The organism is Aeromonas sp. 84A (assembly GCF_051919345.1).
Lineage (GTDB): Bacteria > Pseudomonadota > Gammaproteobacteria > Enterobacterales > Aeromonadaceae > Aeromonas > Aeromonas veronii.
The window spans coordinates 2,971,098-2,988,909 of record NZ_JBQBEW010000001.1 but is presented as its reverse complement, the minus strand read 5'-3'; the positions used below and the strand labels follow the sequence as shown (position 1 = coordinate 2,988,909).

Below are 17,812 nucleotides of genomic sequence, written 5' to 3'. Positions count from 1 at the left end.
TTGACCAATAATGTGTGAAAATTGCCAGCCTCTTTTTTTCAGCCTTTGCCCCATACCCTATGAATGAGATCGTGAAAGGTAGTATCGATTTGATCCGGCAGCTCAACTACGGCCTGGTCTATGCCAGCCTGGAAGAGCACAAGGAGCTGTCGCGCACCGATCTCTCCCGCCTGACCGGCCTCTCACCTGCCAGTATCACCAAGATCACCCGGGAATTGCTCGATGGGGGTCTGGTGGTCACCTGTGGTGAAAGTTCGGTGGGGCGCGGCCGTCGTCAGACCTTGCTGCGCATTAACGAGCGCCGCTTCCAGTTTCTCTCCATGCGTCTCGGCCGTGGCTACGTGGATATGGCGCTGTTTGACTTTTCCGGTCGCTCGCTGGCTCGCCAGCGCCACCTCTTTACCGAGGAGGAGCGCGCCGATCTGCTGGGCAGTCTGGTGCACGCCATCAAGGTGTTTTTGCCGAGAAAGTCCCTCAGTCTGGCCTGTATCGCCCTCTGCCTGCCGGGTCAGGTAGAGCGCCACTCCGGCATGGTCAAGCACTTCCCCTTCTACGATCTGCGCAACTGGCCCCTTGGCCCGACTCTGCAACAGGCGTTCTCGGTACCTGTGCTGGTGAGCGGTGACGTGCGTACCTGGATCCAGGCCGAGCGGGAGTGGGGGGCCGCCAAAAATTGCGCCGATGCGGTGCTGGTGTTTGTCCACAACGACATCGGGGTTGGCATGGTGGTCAATGGCCAGCTCATCGAGAGCGAGAATGCGCTGCTCGGTGATCTCAGCCACCTGCAGCTCGAGCCCTATGGCCAGCGCTGCTACTGCGGCGGCTTTGGCTGCGCCTGTACCCTGGTGACCAATCAGGCGCTGGAGGCGCAATACCGGGATCTGCGCGAGCGGATGCAGGAGCATGACTTGCCCGAGAGCGTTACCATCCGCGAGCTGTGCGAGCTGGCGCTGGCGGGCAACAGCCTCTGTCAGGATATTCTCCATCAGGCGGCGGGTCGCCTCTCCAAGGTGCTCTCAAATCTCATCTGCCTGCTCAATCCGGGCAAGCTGCTGCTGGGGGGGGAAATCACCCGTGCCGATCGGCTGCTGTTCCCCATGCTGCACCAGTCGCTAGCCAGCCAGCTGCCCGCCGAATATCTGGTGCGGCTGCAGATTGAATCCACCCACTTCTACGAAGACCCCACCAAGCCCACCTCGGTGCAGGTGCACAAGGCACTGCGCGATGGCAGCCTGTTGCTGGAGCTGCTGCGCAGCTGTCAGGAGTCGTAAGGCAAGAGGGGTTGGCACTGCGTTTGGCGAAAGGGGCACGGATTGCTGTTCCGCCAGCGCGTAACTCGGTACAATCTTGCGCTTTTCCGGCAGCCCCCTGTTATCGTGCCCTGTCGCGCCGTGGCATGTTGGTATGTATTGCTGCCGTTCCTGTTTTGACTCCAGTTGTGAACCTAGATGAAGCCTGTTCCTGATCACGCCGTCAACCGCCTGCGGGCCTGGCGCAAGAGTATCTCTACCCGACCGTTTCTTGCCCGTGGCGGCACCCTGGCCCGCTGTCCGGCCTGTCAGCTGCGCGAGGATTGGTGTGCCTGCGAGTGGCGCCCCGAGCTCAAAGCGGAGGCGGGCTTTTGCCTGCTGATGTATGACAGCGAGCCGATGAAGCCCTCCAACACCGGTCGCCTCATCGCCGATGTGTTGCCGGATACCACCTGGGCGTTTCTCTGGTCACGTACCCAGCCCCATCCAGAGTTGCTGGCCCTGCTGGCCGATCCCGCGTGGCAGCCCTATGTAGTCTTTCCCGCTTGCGAGAAGGAGCCTGCCCGCCTGACCGGCGAGGTGACGCTGGCTCCGGGCAAGAAGCCGCTCTTTATCCTGCTCGACGGCACCTGGCCGGAGGCGCGCAAGATGTTCAACAAGAGCCCCTACCTGGACGGTTTTCCTGTGCTCGCCATCAAACCCGATGCGCTCTCCACCTACGGCATGCGGGTGGCCAACAGCGAGGAGCACCTCTGCACCGCCGAAGTGGCGGCCTGCGTGCTGGAAGTGGCGGGAGAGCTCAAGGCGGGGCAGGCACTGCAGCACTGGTTCAATCTGTTCAGCAGCCGCTACATGGCCGGTCGGGTCAGCCGTTTCCCCGGTGCCGATGAGGATCATCTCTGTGAGGCGCTGGCGGCCATCAAGGAAGCGAACGTCGCTTCATCGGCTTGCTAACGGGCCCTCTGAGGGTTGGGGCAGGGGCATGGCCGCTCAAATTAATGAAAATCAGGAATCAATTGGCTGCCACTGTTTCGTTAGATTCATGTTCAGGGGCCCGCTAGGATAGCGGGCAGCCTGTGCAGCCCCCCGCACAACGTCGTTTTGGTTATATCCGGTTGCTCGACCCTTCGGGCAACCCACTCTCGTGAGGTCTATGGATGGAATTGGAACTGGTTACCCTGTTTGCCCTGTTCGGTGTGGCGCTTGTCGCCGGTTTTATCGATGCCATCGCCGGTGGCGGCGGTCTGCTGACGGTGCCTGCTCTGCTGGCCACCGGCATGCCGCCCGCGCTGGTGCTTGGCACCAACAAGCTGCAGAGCAGCTTTGGCTCCTTCTCCGCCACCTGGTTCTATGCCCGCAAGGGGCTGCTTGAGTGGGCGATGATCTGGCCTGCGGTAATCTGCACCTTTATCGGTGCGGCCATCGGCACGCTGGCGGTGCAGACCATAGACGCGGCCATTCTCGAGCGCCTGCTCCCTTTCCTGCTGATGGCCTTTGCCTGCTACTTCTACTTCTCGCCGCGGGTAAGCGATGCCGAGAGCTCCCGCCGTCTGACTCCCATGCTGTTTGCGTTGCTGGTGGGGGGCGGTGTCGGCTTTTATGACGGGTTTTTCGGGCCGGGCACAGGTTCGTTTTTTGCCATCGGTTTCGTGGCGCTGGCGGGCTTTGGCATGGCGCGCGCCACCGCCCATACCAAGCTGCTCAACTTCACCTCGAATATCGCCTCCCTGCTGTTCTTTGCGCTCGGTGGCAAGGTGGTGTGGAGTGTCGGTTTTTGCATGGCGCTGGGGCAGTTTATCGGCGCCCGCTTCGGCTCCAAGATGGTGCTGAAAAAAGGGGTGAAGCTGATCAAGCCGCTGCTGGTGACCGTCTCCTTGCTGATGTCTGCCAAGCTGGTGTGGAGCCAGTATCCGGAGCTGTTTGCCTGGATCTGATGTGCGCCTTGCTTGCCGCATCGCAATTGTTAACGGGGCCCTTGGGCCCCGTTGTCATATCTGGTGTTTTACACGGCTAGCGCGGCGTGTCGCTGCAGTGGTGAAAGTGTTGGTGCAGGGCGCTCACCAGCCTGGCGATCCGCTCTCGCTTGAGGCTGTTTGGTCGGTAGACCAGATGCAGGGGGCGGCCCAGTCCGGGCAGTGGGCGCGCCATCTCCCCCTGTTCTCCCACCAGCCCCAGCAGGCCAGCGGGGAGCAGCACAGGGCCAATGCCTGCCTTGGCCAGTTCGATGAGCGCCAGATAGGAGTCGAGCTCCATGGTGGGCTCCAATCCCATATCTGCCAGCGGTTCGCGTAGGTAGCGGTTGGAGGGGTTCTCCAGATCCATGGTGAGGATCTTGCGCCTGCTTTCTGTGTTGGCTGGTGGCAGGCTCTGCTGCGTTTCGCCCACCAGATAAAAGGGCTCCTCAAGCAGCAGATCGGCGCCGAGGCCATGGCCGGGTGGGAGCCGACCGGCGCAGATGCCGAGCAGGGCATCACCGCTGCGCACCCGCGCCAGAATGACCGGCGTGTGGTGGGTGGAGAGGGCAAGGTGTGGATCGCGCTCCAGATAGTCGCGCATAAAGTGGGCGAGATAACCCGCCAGCAGGGTTTCGGAGCAGGCGATGGGGAGGGGACTCTGATCCGCCAGATCCTGACTATCGGCAAGCACCCCCTTCATCTCTGCCAGACTCGGGGCAACTCTCTCCAGCAGCTCCTGCGCCTGCGGGGTGAGCCGGATCTGGCGCCCCTCCGGCTCAATCAACTTCTTGCCAAGGCGCTGCTCCAGCTGGGCAATCCGCTTGCTCACCGCCGACTGGCTGATATAGAGGCGACTGGCCACCTTGGCCATGGTTCCTTCACTTGCCAGCAGGCTCAGCGTCTCCAGCCCTTCCAGTAACATCTCGCCCCCTTGTTTATCGCCATCAGGATCGTCACAGATTGATCAGCGCTACCTTAGGGGCTGACTGGCTCAGGAGCAAGGGTCGTTTGCTGTCTTGGCCGGTCGAATGCGCCACTCACTTAAGGGCGGCGCGAAGATCACCAGATTGCCGATGAGGCTGATCACCACTCCGGCCACCGAGACCGGCTGCCAGACAAAACCTTCGTAAAAGGTGGAGAGGGTAAGCGCCACCAGCGGAAAGAGCACAGTGGCGTAGGAGGCCTTGCTGGCACCGATGCGCCCAACCAGGGTCAGGTAGGCGGTAAAGGCGATTACCGAGCCAAACAGGGCGAGATAGACCATGGCCGCCAGATAGTGGCCATCGGTCGGCACCACCAGTTGCTGCCCGAGCAATGTGACCCAGCCCAGCAACAGCACCACGCCGTAAACCATGCCCCAGGGCACCAGTTGCAGTACGTGGTAGCCGCGGCGTTGGCCCCGGGCCGAGACCAGATTGCCCAGCGAAAAGCAGAGGGTGCCGCCGCAGGCGAGCAGCAGCCCCTTCCAGCCGTTTGCACCCAATTGTGCATCTGCCAGCACCGGCCAGAACAGTAACAGGGTGCCAAAGAGCCCCAGCAAGGAGCCTTGCAACCAGCGCAGGGTGGGGCGCTTGCGCTCGAACAGCCAGAGGTTGAGGCCGTTGAAGATGCTGGCACTGGCAAAGATCACTGCCGACATGCCGCTCGGGATGTAACGGGTGGCGTGGTAGAAGCAGAGAAAGTTGGTGGAAAAGAGCAGGGCACCGAGCAGTGCTGCGTAACGCTGGCCGTGCCAGGGGAGGCGCGGAAAGCGGCCGCTGGCGGTGAGCAGTGCAAACAGCGCAACCGCTGCCAGCAGGAAGCGATAGAGCACCGACACCTCGATGGGGATGGGGCCAAGTTGCCAGGCGATGGCAATCCAGGTGCTACCCCAGATAAGCACGGTGGCAAGATAGAGCATCAGATTCATCACAGTTCCGGTGAGTCAGGGAGAGATGACCCACTATGGGGCGAGCCCTGATGGCTGGATTGCACCATCTTGCGGTTTTTCATCGTCACGCGCTGTCATCTGCGGGCGCGGTCGGTAAGATGGATGGCAGCGGCATAACATGTACACCGGAACAGGCGGCAGGGGCGAATGAAAACAGCAGGGGTATTTGATGCACTGGTCAGCACCGGCGCCCGGCTGGAGGACGCCTGCTGGCTCGAACCCGGGCTTGGCGTCGCCAGTTGGCGCAACTGCTATGACCAGACCCGCTATCACAAGCCGGGCCACCACACCCTGAGCGTCTATCTGCAAGGAGGCGAGCAGACCGAGCGACTCGATGGGCCGGGTGGCCACGGCGGCACCGGCAAGGTGTGCATCATGCCGGATCACCACAGATCCGAGTGGCTGGTGCGCGAAGAGTTTCGCTTCTTTCATCTCTACTTCACCCCGGCTCACCTCACCCGTATCGCCGAGGAGGTGTGTGACAAGGAGGGGCGCCACCTGCAACTGGTGGACAAGACCTTTATCGACGATCCGCAGGCGGCCGGACTGGTGCAGCGCCAGTTGATGCCGCTTCAGTGGCAGCACGGGGTCGATCGGTTGGCACTCTCCCACGGCGCCTGGATGTTGATCCTCCACGCCTATCGCCACCACACCGAGGAGGCTCCCGGTCTGCCGCCTCTACGCGGTGGGCTGGCGCCCGTGGTGATCAAACGGGTGCAGGAGTATCTGCAGGCCCATCTGGCCGATTCGGTCACGCTGGCAGAGCTGGCCCAGCAGGCGGGGCTGAGCGAGTATCACTTTGCCCGCATGTTCGGTCAGAGTCTCGGCTGCCCGCCCCATCGTTATCTGCTTGGGCTGCGGCTCAAACGGGCCAAGCAGCTGTTGGCTGGCCCCGAGCCGCTGGCCAGCATCGCCAGTCAGTGTGGCTTCTCTTCCCAGGCCCATTTCGGTAATCGTTTTCGCGAGGCGTTTGGTTTGACGCCGGGGCAGTGGCGGGCGCAATTGTCATCTTCTCGTCACAGATAACCCTGAGACTTTGGGCAAAAGAGGTGTACTCTCTACCACTTATCCATTGAAAGGAATGCCCATTGAATTATCGCAAACGTCAAATCCGTACCCGTCATCTCTGGTTCAGCCACTGGAATGCCCCGCAAGATCGCACCGCTGTTGTTACCCCTCCCGAACCTGCAGTGCCTCACAGTTCACGTTGAAAAAGCCCCGCCTGCGATAGGATTTTTCCGGTAACTTTGCCACTATTGCCCCATCACAATGATGTGGACATGGCTGGATGTTTCTGGAACGTATTGAAGTAAAAGGTTTTCGCGGGATTAATCGCCTGTCGCTCGGGCTGGATCAGACCACAGTGCTGATTGGTGAGAATACCTGGGGTAAATCGAGCCTGCTGCGCGCCCTCTGGTGTCTGCTGGGGCAGGATGCCGAGCCCTATCAGTTCACCGCCGAGGATTTTCACCAACCGGAAGATCCCGAACTGGTCCCGGCGCGCCACCTGCAACTGGTGCTCACCTTCAGTGAGCACAGACCCCAGATGTGTCAGCACTCCCGTCGGCTGGCCCGTCTTTGCCCCTCCTGGGTGCTGCACAAGGACAAATTCCACCGCATTCACTATCGCGCCAGCGCCGAGCTGCAGGCGGATGGCTCTGTGCTCACCATTCACGACTTTCTCGACGGGGTAGGCAAGAGCCTGCCCATCGCCAACACCCACGAGCTGGTCTGCATGCTCATCACCATGAACCCGGTGTTCCGGCTGCGGGACGCTCGTACCGCTCGCAACGGGGTGGAGACATTGCAGTGGGGTGATCTCTCCGAGCATCGCCTGAGCGAGCTGGCGGACAAGCTGATCGACGAACCCCAGCGGATCGGCGAGCCGGAGCTCAAAGAGGCGTTGCAGGCGGTGCGCCAGCTGATGGATCACTACTTCAACGCCCTGGCCCCCATCAAGAACAAGCCGCGCAGTCAGCGCGACATCATCAATCGCCCCATGACATTGCGCAATCCTGGCAACCTGCATACCCTGCTGCGCCGCGCCGACAACCGCGCACTGCAACTGGCGATGGCGGGGATGGCGGCCACCCTGCTGCAGGCGCGGGGCAACCGCGAGCTGGAGGAGGGGGCCCGTCCCATCATGATCCTGGAGGACCCGGAGAGCCGGCTGCATCCGACCATGCTGGCGCTGGCGTGGGGGCTGCTGGAACAATTGCCGGGCCAGAAGTTGCTCACCACCAACTCGGGGGACTTGCTCTCTTCCCTGCCGCTCAATCAGGTGCGGCGGCTGGTGCGCCGTCAGCAGGATATCCTCTGTCACCAGCTGGGGGGCGAGCGTTACAGCAGCGACGATCTGCGCAAGATCGCCTTCCACGTGCGGATCAACCGCCCCATGTCGCTGTTTGCCCGCTGCTGGCTGCTGGTGGAGGGGGAGACCGAGATCTGGCTGCTCTCCGAGCTGGCCCAGATCTGCGGTTACAGTTTGCGGGCCGAAGGGGTGCGGATTATCGAGTTTGCCCAGTGCGGCCAGTCGCCGCTTATCAAGGTGGCGCGGGATTTTGGCATCGAGTGGCACCTGCTGACCGATGGCGACGAGGCGGGGCTCAAGTATGCCACCTCGGCCCGGGGCCAGCTCAAGGGAGAGCGGGAGCGGGACCGACTGACCCAGCTCCCTGCCGCCGACATCGAGCACTACCTCTATCACAACGGTTTTGAAGCTGTGTTTCGTCGCGAGGCGGGGGTGGGCGGGCGCGCCATGTGGAGCGCCAGTCACATCATCAACAAGGCGATCCATCACCGCAGCAAGCCGGGAATGGCGCTGGCGGTGGTGGAAGAGGCGGAGCGGCTCGGCGCCGAACATATTCCGCCGGTGATCCGCCAGATGTTTGCCCGGGTGGTGGCGCTGGCCCGCGGTCAGGGCTAACGCCACCACCGCATCCCGTCACTATGGGCATGGCTGCCAGCAGGGCGCCCTTCAAGGTGGGCCCTGCTGGCGGAAATTGCCCCGGATTGTTTGCCCACGATTGTTTGTCGCGATTGGGGATAGCCCTCGGTTTGGGTATACTCGCCCCTCTCTGGCGCCCCGGTGGCGCACCTCGAATCTTTACTGCTGGAGGCGTCGTGTTCGTCCAACTCCCTTTTTGGCTCTTTCCTCTCACCGGATTGATGGCGCTTGGCGCCCTGATCGCCCTCGGCATCGTGCTGTGGCGCGGTGATATCTGCCCTGGCCAGCGCTCGCGCATCAGTCAGCAGCTCTTCTCCATCTGGGTCATTACCGCGCTCTCCCTGATGCTGGCGGTAGAGGCCAAGGCGGCCAGCTGGCTCATCTGGAGTGGTGGGGGCGCACTGGTGCTCGGAGTCGGCTTGTCACTGGCTCAGTCACGGCTGGAGGGCAAGCGTTCAGTCCCCTCGACACTGCTCTGGCTACCAGGGTTGCCGCTCGCTCTCTATGGCTTCGGGCTGCTGCAACTGCAGGGCTGGGTGAGTGGTCTGCTGCAGATGGCGATGCTGGGGGCGGCCTTTGCCCACCTGATGCTGCTGCGGGCCCGTCATCGTCTCAAGGCATTCAACACCCTGTTGCCACTGGCCGGTCTGGTGGGGGCGATGGCCAGCCTTGTCTGGCTGGCAGTGCTGGTGGGCTGGCAAGGGGGTGAGGCCAATCTCGATGCCCTGATCCCGGCGGTGGTGACCCAGGCAGCGCTGCTGGTGGCCTCTCTGCTGCTCTGGTTCAGCCCACTCTACTTGCAGCGTGATACCGCGCCTGTTGTGGTCTCCACCTCCCTGTGTGGCCTGCTGATCGCCCAGATTGCCGCTACCAGCGTGTTGCACCAGCTGATCTGACACTGGCGTTGAAAAGAGAAAGCCCCGAGCCTTGGCTCGGGGCTTTTGCATATCTGGTTTGCTGGAATCGCAGCAATCCATTAGCAGCAATCAAGCAGCAGCTATCGATCAATAGAAGTCGTCGGCCCCGCAGATAAAGAGGCAACTGCTGCGCGGCTGGGCCAGATATTCGCGGGTCAATCCCTCCAGCGGCATGCCGAAGGTGCAGATATCTTGCGGCGAGGGGAGGGCGGTATCGAGGATCCGCCGCCAGTAGCCGCCGACCCCCTTGGGCGGGCTCGGCAGGTTGAAGGTGAGGGGCTCCCAGTAGGCGTTGAACAGCACATAGAGCGCCAGCTTGGTTTCGCTCGACAGCGCTGACATGGCGATGGCGTGGGAGTGGGGGCTGAAATCCGGTTGCCCGGCGTTGACCCCGTGCCAGCAGATCTCGCTGTGGCGCAGGATCTCGGTGAGCGACAGCGGCATGCTCTCCTGCTCCGGGCGCTGGAACAGGTGTTTGCGGTACTGGATCAGCTCCTTCATAAAGCGGAACATCTCCTGACTGCGGGCATTGGGCAGCCAGTTCATCCAGCAGGTGGCGTTGTCCTGACAGTAGCCGTTGTTGTTGCCCCGCTGGGTGCGCAGCAGCTCGTCTCCCATCAGCAGCATGGGGGAGCCCACCGAGAGCAGGGTCGCCACCATCATGTTTTTGGCCTGACGCATCCGCAGGGCGTTGATCTGGGGATCTTCCGTCACCCCTTCGTGGCCGTGGTTCCAGCTGAAGTTGTGATCGCAGCCGTCACGGTTCTCCTCCCCGTTGGCCTCGTTGTGTTTGCTGTTGTAACTGGCCCAGTCCCACAGGGTAAAACCGTCGTGGCAGGTAACGAAGTTGATGCTTTTCTCGGGATCGGCGTGGTGATAGTGGTAGATGTCGGGACTGCCGCAGAGCCGCTCGACAAAGGCGGTGACGCTGTTGTCATCCCCGCGCAGAAAGCGGCGCACATCATCCCGGAACTGGCCGTTCCACTCACGCCAGCGGGCGCCGGCCAGTGACCCCACCTGATAGAGCCCCCCCGCGTCCCAGGCTTCGGCAATCAGCTTGATGTCGGCGATGTTGGGGTCGGTATCTATGGTGCGCAGGGTAGGCGCATTGGCCTGCGGCTGACCCGATTCATCACGTGACAGAATGGCAGCCAGATCAAACCGAAAGCCATCGACGTGCATCTCCTGACGCCAGAAGTGGAGGCTGTCCATGATCATCCGCAGCACCACCGGATGGGCGCCGTTGAAGGTGTTGCCGCAGCCCGAATAGTTGGTGTCCTTCTGGTTGTTGTCGAGGATGTAGTAGGCCTCGTTGTCGATGCCGCGAAACGAGAAGGTGGGGCCATCATCACCCCCCTCGGCGGTGTGGTTGTAAACCACGTCCAGGATCACCTCGATATTGGCCTTGTGTAGCGCCTTGACCATGTCGCGAAATTCGGTCAATGGATCATCTCCGCAGGCGTATTGGGCGTGCGGAGCGAAAAAGGACATGGGGCTGTAACCCCAGTAATTGGAGAGTCCTTTGGGCGCATCCTGAGGATCGAACTGGAACACCGGCAGCAGCTCGACGGCGGTGACGCCGAGAGATTGCAGGTAGGGGATCTTCTCAATCAATCCGAGATAGGTGCCACGCAGCGCCGGATCGACCCCGGAGCTTGGGGACTTGGTAAAGCCCCCCAGATGCAGCTCGTAGATCACCGAGCGGGAGAGGGAGTGAGCGGGCAGTTTGTCTCCTTCCCAGTCGTAGTGGCGAGTATCGACCACCTTGTTCTTGGCGCAACAAGCCAGATTGCTGCCTGGATGGGCCGCCGCCCATCGATCGTAATTGGCGCCAAGCTCGATGCTGCGGCCGTAAGGGTCGAGCAACACCTTCTCGGCATCGAAGCGGGTGCCGCCATATGGGCGCCACGGGCCCTGAATGCGATAGGCATAACGTTGCCCGACCGAGATCCCCTCAACATGGATATGCCAGTAGTAGGCGGTGCGGTTAAGGCGCGGGGAGAGGGGGATCACCTGGGGGTCGCATCGTCTGCGCTTGCGAAGAGCAGCAGTTCGACCCGGCTGGCGAGGCGTGCCCAGATCGCAAAGTTGACGCCGTTACTGTCGGGTGTGGCCCCCAACTGACGGCAGTGACCGGCGGAGATGCGCATATTCTACCTACCCAAAATGAGGAGTGTTCACCCTATTGAGTGTAGTGCCGGATGCCTGGCAAGGACTCGATTGCCTGAAAAAACAGCATGATGCTGCTAATGACCGCACTATTTGTCCGATTAATCTACGAATAAACTTTTTTTGAGATATTTACTTGCAATCTGTGCGCTGGCGCCTATTATTGGCGACCTCAGACGCGGGGTGGAGCAGCCCGGTAGCTCGTCGGGCTCATAACCCGAAGGTCGTCAGTTCAAATCTGGCCCCCGCAACCATCTGAGATCCTGACCAGTCAAGTCGGTGTAACCGGTTGGTGGGAAAGGAGAAATCGAACTGGCTACTGCTCGGCCACTTCGAGAAAAAATTCGGACGCGGGGTGGAGCAGCTTGGTAGCTCGTCGGGCTCATAACCCGAAGGTCGTCGGTTCAAATCCGGCCCCCGCAACCAACTCTTTAGTCAGCTTGCGATTGTATAAACAGTCGAAGGCAGACAAACGCCAACAAGCTACTGCTCGGCTTGGGGGTGACAATTCGGACGCGGGGTGGAGCAGCTCGGTAGCTCGTCGGGCTCATAACCCGAAGGTCGTCGGTTCAAATCCGGCCCCCGCAACCAACTTTTCGTCAGCTTGCGATTGCGTAAACAATCGAAGGCAGACAAACGCCATCAAGCTACTGCTCGGCTTGAGGGTGACAATTCGGACGCGGGGTGGAGCAGCTCGGTAGCTCGTCGGGCTCATAACCCGAAGGTCGTCGGTTCAAATCCGGCCCCCGCAACCAACTTTTCGTCAGCTTGCGATTGTGTAAACAGTCGAAGGCAGACAAACGCCATCAAGCTACTGCTCGGTTTGAGGGTGACAATTCGGACGCGGGGTGGAGCAGCTCGGTAGCTCGTCGGGCTCATAACCCGAAGGTCGTCGGTTCAAATCCGGCCCCCGCAACCAACTTTTTCGTCAGCGTGCGATTGTGTAAACAGTCGAAAGCAGACAAACGCCATCAAGCTACTGCTCGGCTTGAGGGTGACAATTCGGACGCGGGGTGGAGCAGCTCGGTAGCTCGTCGGGCTCATAACCCGAAGGTCGTCGGTTCAAATCCGGCCCCCGCAACCAACTCTTTCGTCAGCTTGTGATTGTGTAAACAGTCGAAAGCAGACAAACGCCACCAAGCTACTGCTCGGCTTGAGGGTGACAATTCGGACGCGGGGTGGAGCAGCTCGGTAGCTCGTCGGGCTCATAACCCGAAGGTCGTCGGTTCAAATCCGGCCCCCGCAACCAACTTTCTGTATGTTCCCTTCCTGCATTGCCAATCATTGAACAATCCTTCTTGATGCTCGTCACCATCTGGTGATTGCTGTTATTTCTGACGCTTTTTCAAGACCAAAACTGGTCGTATCAACCATTTGTTGGGTATCATCAGGTATCTCTTCATGGATGAGGCACGCGCCTGTGATCACTCCCTTCACCTATCTTCCTCCTGCTATTGAAAGCCGGGATGCCACGCTGGCCGAAGCCCTTGCCCAGGGGCTGCCGTTGCAACTGCTGCTGATCGCCGAAGAGCAGAAGGAGTCCTTGCTTTCGCTCCCCGCTCTTGCGGGTCTCCAGACCCAGCTTGCGCTGGGGAAAAAAGCGCCCTTTACCCTGATGCATGGCAATACCCTGTTGCAGGTGATGTTTGTGGCCGGCAGTGTGACGCGGGATCACCGCCTCTATAAACAGATCAGAGGCTGGATTGCTCCTCTTTCGGGGCTCAATGTGGAGCGGCTCGGGCTGCATCTGGAAGGTTTTTCTCCCTCCGAGCGAGTGATGCTGGCCGAAGTGATGTTGTCGGCCCTGCTTGCCGCCAATATTTCGTTGCCCACCAGCAAGCGCCGCAGTGAAAGCAGCTGGAGCTATCAGCAGATCAAGGTTTCACCCGCGGTGGTGCTGGACTTGGCACGCCTTTACAGCGAAGCGGGGGGCAACGGGCTGGCTCGCCATCTGGCGGTGTTGCCTGCCTCCGAGCTGACTGCCGCCAGCTATCGCGAGTTTGTCAGCAAGCTGGCGCAAGATGAGGGGTGGCAGTGCCATCACTATGATCAGGCGCAGCTGGCCGAGTTGGGGGCGGGGGCGTTTCTGGCCGTTGCTCGTGGCTCGGAAGACAATCAGGGGGCCATGGTCAAGCTCAGCTACTATCCACCCAAGCCGGTGCGCCGCATTGCGTTGGTGGGCAAGGGGATCTGCCACGACTCTGGCGGTTACAACCTCAAGGTCTCCGGCAGCATGTATGGCATGCATCTGGACATGGGGGGGAGTGCAGTGGCGCTGGGGGCCCTCTACGCTATCAGCCGAGCTCAGCTACCCTACGAGGTACACTGCTGGCTGGCCATTGCCGAGAACCATATCGGCCCTCATGCCTATCGCCCCGGCGAGGTGGTGACTGCCATCAATGGCACCTCCATCGAGGTGGTCGATACCGATGCCGAAGGGCGAATGGTATTGGCCGATACACTGGCGATGGCGGTGCAGGATACCCCGGATCTGCTGCTCGATTACGCGACCCTGACCGGGGCCTGCAAACGGGCGCTGGGTAGCCGCTACAGCGGCGTCTTTACCAATCGCAGCGAATGGATGACATCGCTGGTCAATCTGGGTCAGCGCAGCGGTGAGCGGATCTGGCCCTTCCCGCTTGATGACGATTACGACGACAACATCGAGAGCGAGTGGGCCGATCTGTTGCAGTGTGCGCCGGGCAGTTCGCCGGATCACATCGATGCGGCCCGTTTCCTCGCCCACTTCGTGCCCGAGCAGACCCCCTGGCTGCACTTCGACCTGAGCGGTTTTCGCAACAAGGGGGGCAATGGGGTGGTCTCCAGCGAAGTGACCGGCTTCGGCGTGCGTCTCACGCTGGATCTGCTGGCCAGCCCGCTTGGCAGAGTTGGTCGCCAAGCCTCTGAACAATCTGAATGATTACAAGGATTTCTGTGAAACAACCAAGCTATGACTGGGTGCTGTTCGATTTGGATGAAACCCTGCTCGATTTTCCGGTCGCCTCTGCGCTGACGCACACCCTGCAGATCTATGGTGTACAGGCTGATGACGCCAGCATGGCGCAGTACCACGCCCTCAACCATGGGCTCTGGCAGCAGTACAACGACGGCGAGATCGATGCAACGGCGTTACAGCAGACCCGCTTCTCCCTCTTTGCCCAGCAGGTTTCCGCCGATCCCATGGCGATGAACAACACCTTTCTGGAGCAAATCATTGCCCTTAGCATGCCTCTCGAAGGGGTGGTCGAGACCCTGCAGCAGCTGCGCAGCAAGGTGCGGATGGGGATCATTACCAATGGTTTCAGCGTGCCTCAGCGGGGGCGGCTCGGCAAACTGGGCTGGAGCGAGTGGTTCGAGCCGCTGGTGATCTCCGACGAGATCCGGGTGACCAAGCCGGCGCCAGCTATTTTCCAGCACACCCTCTCCCTGATGGGGCAGCCAGATCCGGCCCGGGTGCTGATGGTGGGGGATAACCCGAAAACCGATATTGCCGGGGCGGCGGCGCAGGGGCTGGCAACCTGCTGGTACAACCCGGCGCGGCAAGCGGGCGAGTGCGATGCCACCCACGAAATCCACCACTTCGCCCACCTTGCAGACATTGTGCTGGGACGCTGATAGCCAGGCTTAACCCATCACGTTATCGGTGACCAAAACGTCCTGGCAAGTTGCAACCAGGGTTGTTTGAAACAGGATTGGGTTTGCTTGAGACAGTAAGGGGAGCAGATGCTCCCCTTACTTGTGGGTGTTTTCCTGTGAATGCAGGGATCTGAACTGGTAACGATCGAGGATCTGCTGATAGTCGGGGCTCTGTTTCAATTGATCGATAGCCTGATTGATCCGCTGCAGTTGCGCCTCTGTGGTGCTCTCTTTGCTCAGCATCAGGTGAACTGGTGTCAGTTCGATATGCAGCAGAATATACAGCTTGTCCTGTACGCCATCCTTACCCTGCCACTCCTGCAGTCCGTGGGGATCCAGAATAAACCCCTGGATCCGACCCCCTTGCAACATCTTCAGTAACTGGTCCAGCCGCAGGCGCATCTGCAGACGGGGCTGCAGCTCGGGCCTTGCCATCAACTGGCGGAAGGTATTGCCGTAATCAAAGCCCTTGAGCACCCCGATATGAAAGTCAGGGGTGTTGATCAACTGCTCCAGGGTGGTGATCCCGCGCCAGCGATCGGCATCTTGCCGACGGATGACGATGGCCGTTTCTTCTTCCCGATAGGGGTGGCTGAAGCGGGCATATTGCTGCCGCTCGGCGGTGATATTGGCTGACATGGTCAGCTGAACCGTGCCGAATTTCAGCTCGTGCAGCACGCGAGCCCAAGGCATTTCATTGAATTTGGCCCGGTAACCGGCCCGCAGGAAGATGGCGTTGAGCAGCTCCACATCCAGTCCGCGGAGCTGTTGCTGTTCATTGCGATAACTGAAGGGCTGCCAGTCGACCCAGCCCACGACCAATGACTCCTGTGCCGTAGCCTGGCAACACAAACACCATAACAACAAGAGTCTGTACACAACGCATACCCTCGAACAGGCTGATACGGTGAGTATTGGACAGGAACGACGGAGTAACCAGTGCTGAGGGTTGAGCGGATGCACAGATGTGCATCCCTCACAGTTCGTGGGCGTGGAATCCCTTGCGATAACGGGTTTCACAGCGCGGGCAGCGTTGCAGGGTCGGATCCTGTTCCAGCTGTTCGATGGACAGTGGCTCTTCACAATCGGAGCAGAGGCCATAGAGGCCAAGATCCATCTGGCAGAGTGCCGCATCGATCCGCTTGAGGCGGGCCACGCTCTGCTCAACCTTCGGCAGATCCAGCCGGCTGGTCAGTTCCACCAGTTGATCCTGCTCGCAGTGACCGACCTGCTCGGCCCACTCGTCACGGCGGCAGGCTTTAAGCTGACCGATCAGCGTTTCTCGTACTTGGGCCCAGTCTGACAGCAGGCGATTACGCCAGACAGTCAACTGTGCTTGCGTCATTTCACACACATTATCCCCCACAGGACAGACGACAGATTCGGGGCAGTATAGGGATCCGATAACTTTATCAAGATGATATGCGTCAAGTTAAACGTGGTTAGCTGTGGCTTAGCAGGGCATCGCGGATCGGATCCGTCTCTTTGAGCACCCGGATCTCCTGAAACAGCAGGTCCGCTTCGGGATATTCCCGCTTGAGATAGCTGAACCACTGTTTGATGCGGCTGGGGTAGTAGTCGGCTTTTTCGCTGGCCAGATCCTGCTCGGTATAGCTCACCATCAACTGCAGCACCTCGGCCCAGCTCATGTGCGGGCAGCCGGTTTTCATCACGTTGGCCAGATTGGGCAGGGAGATGGCGCCGCGCCCGACCATCAGGGCATCGCAACCCGAGACCCTGGCGCAGGCGAGGGCATCTTTATGATCCCAAATCTCGCCGTTGGCGGTGACGGGGATGGGCAGGGCGCGGCGAATGGCATCCACATACTCCCAGTGGGCGGGGGCCTTGTACCCTTCGCGCTTGGTGCGCGCATGAACGGCCAGCTCGTTGGCGCCCCCCTGGAAGACCGCCTGAGCGTTCTCCAGATAGAGATCCTTGTCATCGTAACCGAGGCGAATTTTGGCGCTCACCGGCAGATGGGCGGGCACCGCCTCGCGCACCGCCTTGACGATGCGGTAGATGGTCTCGGGCTCTTTGAGCAGCACCGCACCGCCCTTGCTCTTGTTGACCGTTGGGGCGGGACAGCCGAAGTTGAGATCGACGCCGGGGGAGCCCAGCTCGATGGCGCGCAAGGCGTTCTCGGCCAGCCACTCGGGGTGTTGCCCCAGCAGTTGGACCCGCACCGGGGTGCCTGCGCGGGTTTTGCCATCTTGCAGCAGTTCAGGGCAGAGGCGGTAGAACACCTTGGCGGGCAGCAGCTGATCGACGACCCGGATAAACTCGCTCACGCAGAGATCGTAATCATTGACGGAGGTGAGTACCTCCCGCATCAGGTGATCCAGTACCCCCTGCATGGGGGCCAAAATAACGCGCATAACGGCTTTCCGACGAGAGTGGCAAGAAAAAAGAGCGCAGATTGTAGTGGGGTTGCGGCCCGCTGTCAGCACCCGCTCAAACTCTGTTAGGCTAGAGGGAGATAAATCACGCAAGGAGAATGAATGAAGCGTTGGTGTCTGATGGCGCTCGGGTGGCTGGCATTTGCCACTGGTATCGTGGGCATTGTGCTGCCGCTCTTGCCGACTACCCCCTTCATGTTGCTGGCCGCTGCCCTGTTTGCCCGCTCATCGCCCCGTTTTCATCGCTGGCTGTTGACCCATCCCTGGTTTGGCCCGCCCATCGTGGATTGGCAGCAGTATCGCGGCATTCGTCGTCAGGCCAGACGGCGCGCCATTATCTTTATTTTGCTCACCTTTTCGGTGTCACTGGCGGTGGTGCCACTGCTGTGGGTAAAGGGGTTGCTGGTTGTCATAATGGTGATCTTGCTCACCTGGTTAATGCGCCTGCCGGTGCTGGAGCCAGTTGCAATGGTGAAGTGAAGTCCCTAAGCTATTGCAGCAATAATGCTATGGAGTCGGCCTGTCATTTTTGCGTGACAGGCTTTTTTATTTCCCGCAGAAGGGAATTGAGAAAAAATGGCCACCCCTGGGTCAAAAAAATAAGCGGTCAAC

Annotated in this window: 14 protein-coding genes, 7 tRNA genes and 1 pseudogene; 16 read left to right on the top strand and 6 right to left on the bottom strand. The window is 60.5% G+C overall.

Features of this window, described 5'->3' with window-relative positions; genetic code table 11:
• Positions 1-59 precede the first annotated feature (59 nt).
• The 3 genes from ACTG20_RS13665 to ACTG20_RS13655 all read left to right on the top strand — a co-directional run bounded on the left by ACTG20_RS13665 (position 60) and on the right by ACTG20_RS13655 (position 3,184).
• On the top strand, positions 60-1,271 hold the full coding sequence (locus ACTG20_RS13665) for an ROK family transcriptional regulator (RefSeq protein WP_005333476.1): 1,212 nt from the start codon (positions 60-62) through the stop codon (positions 1,269-1,271).
• A gap of 177 nt (positions 1,272-1,448) precedes the next feature.
• On the top strand, positions 1,449-2,204 hold the full coding sequence (locus tag ACTG20_RS13660) for a tRNA-uridine aminocarboxypropyltransferase (protein WP_042080946.1): 756 nt from the start codon (positions 1,449-1,451) through the stop codon (positions 2,202-2,204).
• A 203-nt stretch (positions 2,205-2,407) separates the two neighbouring features.
• A complete protein-coding gene (locus ACTG20_RS13655; RefSeq protein ID WP_005333472.1) occupies positions 2,408-3,184 on the top strand; it encodes a TSUP family transporter in 777 nt (258 codons plus the stop codon).
• 76 nt (positions 3,185-3,260) lie between these two features.
• Here ACTG20_RS13655 and ACTG20_RS13650 read toward each other — a convergent pair whose 3' ends face one another.
• Both ACTG20_RS13650 and ACTG20_RS13645 read right to left on the bottom strand, forming a co-directional pair.
• On the bottom strand, positions 3,261-4,127 hold the full coding sequence (locus tag ACTG20_RS13650; RefSeq protein WP_194496332.1) for a LysR family transcriptional regulator: 867 nt from the start codon (positions 4,125-4,127) through the stop codon (positions 3,261-3,263).
• 69 nt (positions 4,128-4,196) lie between these two features.
• Positions 4,197-5,114 (bottom strand): DMT family transporter, encoded by a 918-nt coding sequence (locus ACTG20_RS13645; protein ID WP_064338078.1) that lies wholly within the window; start codon positions 5,112-5,114, stop codon positions 4,197-4,199.
• Between the two features lie 168 nt (positions 5,115-5,282).
• On the opposite strand from ACTG20_RS13645, the gene ACTG20_RS13640 reads away from it, so the two are divergent.
• The 3 genes from ACTG20_RS13640 to ACTG20_RS13630 all read left to right on the top strand — a co-directional run bounded on the left by ACTG20_RS13640 (position 5,283) and on the right by ACTG20_RS13630 (position 8,978).
• Complete coding sequence (locus ACTG20_RS13640; RefSeq protein ID WP_194496333.1) at positions 5,283-6,161, top strand: helix-turn-helix domain-containing protein; 879 nt, start codon at positions 5,283-5,285, stop codon at positions 6,159-6,161.
• A gap of 262 nt (positions 6,162-6,423) precedes the next feature.
• Entirely contained in the window at positions 6,424-8,061 is a 1,638-nt protein-coding gene (locus ACTG20_RS13635; RefSeq protein ID WP_194496334.1) for an ATP-dependent endonuclease, read from the top strand.
• 197 nt (positions 8,062-8,258) lie between these two features.
• A complete protein-coding gene (locus tag ACTG20_RS13630) occupies positions 8,259-8,978 on the top strand; it encodes a hypothetical protein (RefSeq protein WP_194496335.1) in 720 nt (239 codons plus the stop codon).
• 108 nt (positions 8,979-9,086) lie between these two features.
• Here ACTG20_RS13630 and glgX read toward each other — a convergent pair.
• Positions 9,087-11,149, bottom strand: a pseudogene (gene glgX / locus ACTG20_RS13625) (glycogen debranching protein GlgX).
• Between the two features lie 196 nt (positions 11,150-11,345).
• Between glgX and ACTG20_RS13620 the strand changes: the two are divergent.
• The 9 genes from ACTG20_RS13620 (at position 11,346) to yjjG (ending at position 14,783) form a co-directional block, all read left to right on the top strand.
• Positions 11,346-11,422: transfer RNA gene (locus tag ACTG20_RS13620), tRNA-Met, on the top strand.
• A 95-nt stretch (positions 11,423-11,517) separates the two neighbouring features.
• A tRNA-Met gene (locus ACTG20_RS13615) sits at positions 11,518-11,594 on the top strand.
• Positions 11,595-11,682: 88 nt separating this feature from the next.
• Positions 11,683-11,759 (top strand) — tRNA-Met (locus ACTG20_RS13610).
• Between the two features lie 87 nt (positions 11,760-11,846).
• Positions 11,847-11,923, top strand: a tRNA-Met gene (locus ACTG20_RS13605).
• Positions 11,924-12,010: 87 nt separating this feature from the next.
• Positions 12,011-12,087, top strand: a tRNA-Met gene (locus ACTG20_RS13600).
• 88 nt (positions 12,088-12,175) lie between these two features.
• Positions 12,176-12,252: transfer RNA gene (locus tag ACTG20_RS13595), tRNA-Met, on the top strand.
• Positions 12,253-12,340: 88 nt separating this feature from the next.
• Positions 12,341-12,417, top strand: a tRNA-Met gene (locus ACTG20_RS13590).
• A 171-nt stretch (positions 12,418-12,588) separates the two neighbouring features.
• Positions 12,589-14,088: a M17 family metallopeptidase gene (locus ACTG20_RS13585; RefSeq protein WP_136502211.1), complete on the top strand. Its 1,500-nt coding sequence runs from the start codon at positions 12,589-12,591 to the stop codon at positions 14,086-14,088.
• Between the two features lie 14 nt (positions 14,089-14,102).
• On the top strand, positions 14,103-14,783 hold the full coding sequence (gene yjjG, locus ACTG20_RS13580) for a pyrimidine 5'-nucleotidase (protein ID WP_005361017.1): 681 nt from the start codon (positions 14,103-14,105) through the stop codon (positions 14,781-14,783).
• A 117-nt stretch (positions 14,784-14,900) separates the two neighbouring features.
• On the opposite strand, the gene ACTG20_RS13575 is transcribed toward yjjG, so the two are convergent.
• The 3 genes from ACTG20_RS13575 to dusC all read right to left on the bottom strand — a co-directional run bounded on the left by ACTG20_RS13575 (position 14,901) and on the right by dusC (position 17,179).
• Positions 14,901-15,620, bottom strand: coding sequence for a substrate-binding periplasmic protein (locus ACTG20_RS13575; protein ID WP_194496337.1), 720 nt, complete (start codon positions 15,618-15,620; stop codon positions 14,901-14,903).
• A gap of 160 nt (positions 15,621-15,780) precedes the next feature.
• On the bottom strand, positions 15,781-16,149 hold the full coding sequence (locus ACTG20_RS13570) for a TraR/DksA family transcriptional regulator (protein WP_005333451.1): 369 nt from the start codon (positions 16,147-16,149) through the stop codon (positions 15,781-15,783).
• A gap of 97 nt (positions 16,150-16,246) precedes the next feature.
• On the bottom strand, positions 16,247-17,179 hold the full coding sequence (gene dusC / locus ACTG20_RS13565; RefSeq protein ID WP_194496338.1) for a tRNA dihydrouridine(16) synthase DusC: 933 nt from the start codon (positions 17,177-17,179) through the stop codon (positions 16,247-16,249).
• 123 nt (positions 17,180-17,302) lie between these two features.
• On the opposite strand from dusC, the gene ACTG20_RS13560 reads away from it, so the two are divergent.
• Positions 17,303-17,680: a YbaN family protein gene (locus ACTG20_RS13560; protein WP_005352406.1), complete on the top strand. Its 378-nt coding sequence runs from the start codon at positions 17,303-17,305 to the stop codon at positions 17,678-17,680.
• The last annotated feature ends 132 nt before the right edge of the window (positions 17,681-17,812 follow it).